The sequence below is a fragment of the Natronospira sp. genome (genome assembly GCF_007134575.1).
GTDB classification, from domain to species: Bacteria; Pseudomonadota; Gammaproteobacteria; order Natronospirales; family Natronospiraceae; genus Natronospira; species Natronospira elongata.
Genome location: NZ_SLKM01000175.1, coordinates 1 through 4,350, shown reverse-complemented (window position 1 = coordinate 4,350; position 4,350 = coordinate 1). Strand labels below are relative to the sequence as shown.

Genomic DNA, 4,350 nt, shown 5'->3' with positions numbered 1-4,350 from the left:
TCCACCGGCCCCGCTTCGCGGTCCTGGATGAACCCTTTTCCGGGCTCGACCCGGTCAACCAGGAGCGCTTTCTGGATCTGGTGAGAGAGTTGCGGGCGGAAGGCATGACGGTGCTTTTGTCGGCTCACCAGATGGCCCTGGTGGAGCGTCTCGCCGACAACATCCTGCTGATGAATCAGGGCCAGGAGGCCATGACCGGGACGCTGGAAAGCCTGCGTCACGACAGCGGTCTCGGTACCGCCCTGGAAGTCCAGTTCCGCGACCAGCCCCCCCGCGAACTGCCCTCACTGTCGGGTGTGCAGGATAGCCGGCGGCTCGACGAGCGGCGGCTGCGGCTGAGTCTGGCCTCGGACAGCGACATGAACGAGCTGCTCGGCGCCTTGCAGGGCCTGGGCGCGATCGAGGCCCTGCACAGTGAGCGACCGAGCCTGCATGACATTTACCTCCATGCCGTCGGCGAAAAGGGGCCGAACAGCGAAAAGAATGACGCCGAGGAGATGACGGCATGAACAGGGGAAATGGTCCGGTCTTGAGTGTGGCGCGCTGGGAGTTCATGCGCTATTTCAAATGGCGGCAGGAACTGATTGCCCTGCTGGTGATGGGGGTGATAATCGGTCTGGTCTATGGCGGGGTCTGGCTGATGGACCGCTACCAGAGTGGTCAGCAGTTCAAGGTTGCGGTCATCGGCGGCGAGCACCTGGCCCTGCCGGCGGGTGAGCTGGACCGCTTTTATTTCCAGAACGCCGAGGCCGACGCAAGGGATACGCTTGCCGAATCGGTAGCGGCGGGTACGCTGGACGGTCTGCTAATCCTGCATTCGAACAGCAACGCCGTGCTGCTGGCGGCCCGAGAGGCCCGCTGGCAGGAATCCCTGGACCAGATATTGAACCAGCTGGCACGGCAGCAGGCACTGATGGATGCCGGCCTCTCAGTGGCCGAGTATGAGGCCCTGTCACGCCCCCTGGCCCTGCGTATCGATACCGGCCAGGCAGGGGAAGCCGTTGGCTCCCGGATTTTCGCCCTGGTGGTGCTGGGGCTGATGTTGCTCGCCGTATTCAACAGCTTTGCCTACTATTTCGCCAGTATCACCACGGAGAAGCAGCAGCGGGTCTGTGAACAGATGCTGGCCATGATCCGGCCGCAAACCTGGGTGGATGGCAAGATTCTCGGTCTCACCGTGCTGGGCCTGAAATCACTGCTCAATGTCGCCCTCTGGGGGCTGGTGGGGCTGCTGGCCTACCGCATTGTCAGCGGCAGCTTGCCCGATCTTTCGGCCTGGTTGCCGCCCCTGGGCAGCGCATTCTGGATCCTGGGCTTCGCGCTCCTGGGTCTGCTGTTCTGGAACAGCATCCTGGCGGCCATCGCAGCCACCATTGATGACCCCAACAGCTCCTCCCGGTCGAGCCTGATGCTGTTGCCCATATTGCCGCTGGTGCTGGTATTCACCGGTCTGGACATGCCCGACAGTCCCTTCATGGTGTTCATGTCCTGGTTCCCGCCGACCTCCTGGGCGGCGATGCCTGCCCGCCATGTGATGGCCGGCGTTGATCCCCTGGCCCTGGCCGCTTCCCTGGTATTGCTGGCGGCGGCGGTGTGGTGGGTCCGACGGGCGGCGGGACGGATATTTGCCACCGGTATTCTCATGTACGGCAAGGAGCCCGGCTGGGGCCAGATGCTGCGCGCCCTGTGGCGTCGCGAAGGCTGAGCTCGGCTCGGGCTTGGAATCGGAGATCTCAAGCGATGTGGATAGCTGCCCTGTTCTTTGCCGCGAGCGCGGCGCCAGCCGACTACGAGGCCTGCAGCCTGCGCAGTGGCCAATTGCCAGAGACCATCTCGGCACAGTGTTTTGAAGTCTCCGTGCCCCTGGACTGGTCCCAGCCGGATGGGGAGACCATTCAGTTGGCGGCGGCATGGATTGCGCCCCGGGCCGGCGAAGCCGAGGGCGAGCCCTTGCTGATGCTGGCGGGTGGGCCGGGCCAGGCGGCACTGGAAGCCTTCATTCCCCATGTTCGCGCGCTCGGCGCGGTGCGCCAGAACCATCCGATCGTCCTGGTGGACCAGCGAGGCACCGGTGGCTCGGCCCGCCTCGAATGCCCGGACGCGGGATTGGCGGAAGCGGAATCGGCGGAGGAAATTGGCCAGGCCATGCAGCGCTGTCGCGAGGCCCTGGACAGGGATCCCCGCCATTTCACCACCCAGGCCTCGGCGAAGGACCTTGACGCGGTGCGCGAACATCTCGGCATTGAGGAATGGCATGTCTATGGCGTGTCCTACGGCAGCCGCCTCGGCCTGCACTATTTGCGGCGGTTCGAGGAGCGGGTGGCCTCGCTGATTCTGGATGGGGTGGTCCCTGCGGACGAAGTGCTGGGGCCCATGCTGGCACCGTTCGCGGAACGGGCTGTGAAACGAATGCTGCAACGATGCGAGTCCTCTGAAGATTGCCGGGAGGCCTTTCCGGATCTGGAAGAAGGCTTGCGCTCTTTGCTGGAATCCGTGGCGGAAGAGGAACGGGAGGTTTCCATTCGCCACCCCCGCAGCCACGAATGGACCGAGGTGGCGCTTAACCGGCAGCGGATCGGGCAGCTACTGCGCTTTGCCGCCTACCAACCGGATGTTCTGGCCATCATGCCGCTGCTGATCCACCGTGCCGCCCGGGAGGATGACTGGGCACCGCTGGCGGCACAATGGGTCACCCTTGGAGAATCGCTGGAAGGCAGCCTCAGCATTCCCCTCCATTATGCGGTGGTCTGCAGCGAAGACATCTCCTTTATTGACGAGGACTCCCCGTTCAGCGAGGAGGACGGACTGCTGGGCCTGAATCCCCTGGCTTTGCTCCAGGCGGCCTGCGCGGAATGGCCGCGGGCCGACATTCCCGCGGACTTTCATCAGGCGGTGGCCTCCGAGCGGCCCGTGTTGCTGCTGTCCGGGGAACTGGACCCGGTGACGCCCCCGGAGTGGGGAGACCAGGCCGCAGCGACCCTGGACAATAGTCGCCATGTGATCCTCAAGGGCAAGGGCCACAATGTGATTCATCATGGCTGTCTGCCGTTTCTGGTCCGGGATTTTCTGAGAAACCGCGATCCCGCTGGGCTGGACAGCGACTGTCTGTCGGCGATGCGGCCGATGCCTTTCTTTCTGGATTTCTCCGGCCCGGCACCTTAGGAGTCGATCATGATCGAGGCGAATGGCCTGCAAAAACGCTTTGGCGACGTCGAGGCAGTGAGAGACGTATCGCTGCGTGCCGAGGACGGTCGGATCACCGGTCTGCTGGGCCCCAACGGGGCCGGTAAATCCACCAGTCTGCGGATGATTTCGACGGCGATCCGGCCCGATGCTGGCCAGATTCGGGTCGATGGCATCAATGTGGTGGACGCCCCCCAGCAGGCGCGTCTGGCGATGGGCGTGATGCCTCACAATGCGGGGCTCTACCCCCGCCTCAGCGGTCGGGAGAACATCCGCTATTTCGGCCGCCTGAACGGGATCGACCGGGAATCGCTGGATGCCCGGATCGAGCATCTCGCCGAGCGCCTGGACATGAAAGCCTTCGTGGACCGCCCGGCGAAAGGCTATAGCCAGGGACAGAAACTGAAAACCGCCCTGGCGCGGTCGATTGTCCACAATCCCCGCAACCTCATCCTGGATGAACCCACCAGCGGCCTGGACGTGATGGCGACCCGGGCACTGCGGGATCTGATCCGCGACCTGCGCCAGGATGGCTTCTGCATTCTGTTCTCCAGCCATGTGATGCAGGAAGTGGCCGCCTTGTGTGACCAGATCGTGATCATTGCCCACGGGCAGGTGGTTGCCCGGGGGGAACCGGACCAGCTGCGCCAGGCCATGGGCAGCGAGGATCTCGAAGAGGTCTTTGTCCGGGCCATCGCCAAGGCCGAGGCACCGCAAACGGCGGACGCGGGGGAACAGAGCTGATGCGCACCTGGATCGTTTATCTCAAGGAATGTCAGGACAATCTGCGGGACCGGCGAACACTGCTCTCGGTACTGCTGTTCGGCCCATTGTTCGGGCCCATCCTGTTCGCGGTGTTCATGGGCACGGCCATCACCATGGGCATGGAAGAGGCGGAACGGCCACTGGATCTTCCGGTCATGGGGGCCGAGCATGCACCGGAGTTGATGGCCTTTCTGGCAGAGAATCGCCTGCAGATCGAAGACTTCGATGGCGAGCCGCAAAAGGCGGTGCGGGAACGGGAGGTGGATTTCGTCCTGGTCATCGACGAAGACTATGGTCAGGCGCTGCGCGATGGCCGGCCGGCACCGTTGGCCTTTTATGCGGATCGCTCCCGCCAGCGCCTGAGTGGCCAGATCCAGCGGGTGCGCAACACCATCAATGCCT

4 protein-coding genes and 1 pseudogene are annotated in these 4,350 nt (G+C 63.9%); all 5 read left to right on the top strand.

Annotation, left to right across the window (positions count from 1 at the left end; translation table 11 throughout):
• Positions 1-509 (top strand): DUF4162 domain-containing protein (locus tag ACJWXQ_RS06860; protein WP_406672444.1); only part of this gene is annotated, 509 nt, incomplete at its 5' end.
• On the top strand, positions 506-1,705 hold the full coding sequence (locus tag ACJWXQ_RS06855; RefSeq protein ID WP_346050650.1) for an ABC transporter permease: 1,200 nt from the start codon (positions 506-508) through the stop codon (positions 1,703-1,705). The genes ACJWXQ_RS06860 and ACJWXQ_RS06855, both read left to right, overlap by 4 nt.
• 35 nt (positions 1,706-1,740) lie before the next feature.
• Positions 1,741-3,162 (top strand): alpha/beta hydrolase, encoded by a 1,422-nt coding sequence (locus ACJWXQ_RS06850; RefSeq protein WP_406672443.1) that lies wholly within the window; start codon positions 1,741-1,743, stop codon positions 3,160-3,162.
• A gap of 9 nt (positions 3,163-3,171) precedes the next feature.
• Entirely contained in the window at positions 3,172-3,927 is a 756-nt protein-coding gene (locus tag ACJWXQ_RS06845; RefSeq protein ID WP_346050648.1) for an ATP-binding cassette domain-containing protein, read from the top strand.
• Positions 3,927-4,350: pseudogene (locus ACJWXQ_RS06840) on the top strand (ABC transporter permease); the annotation flags it as partial. The gene ACJWXQ_RS06845 and the pseudogene ACJWXQ_RS06840, both read left to right, overlap by 1 nt.

What these genes read in the sequence shown, in the direction of transcription:
- ACJWXQ_RS06845 (WP_346050648.1), top strand. Translation starts at nt 3,172, where the DNA reads ATGATCGAGGCGAATGGCCTGCAAAAACGCTTTGGCGACGTCGAGGCA.
- ACJWXQ_RS06850 (WP_406672443.1), top strand. Translation starts at nt 1,741, where the DNA reads ATGTGGATAGCTGCCCTGTTCTTTGCCGCGAGCGCGGCGCCAGCCGAC.
- ACJWXQ_RS06855 (WP_346050650.1), top strand. Translation starts at nt 506, where the DNA reads ATGAACAGGGGAAATGGTCCGGTCTTGAGTGTGGCGCGCTGGGAGTTC.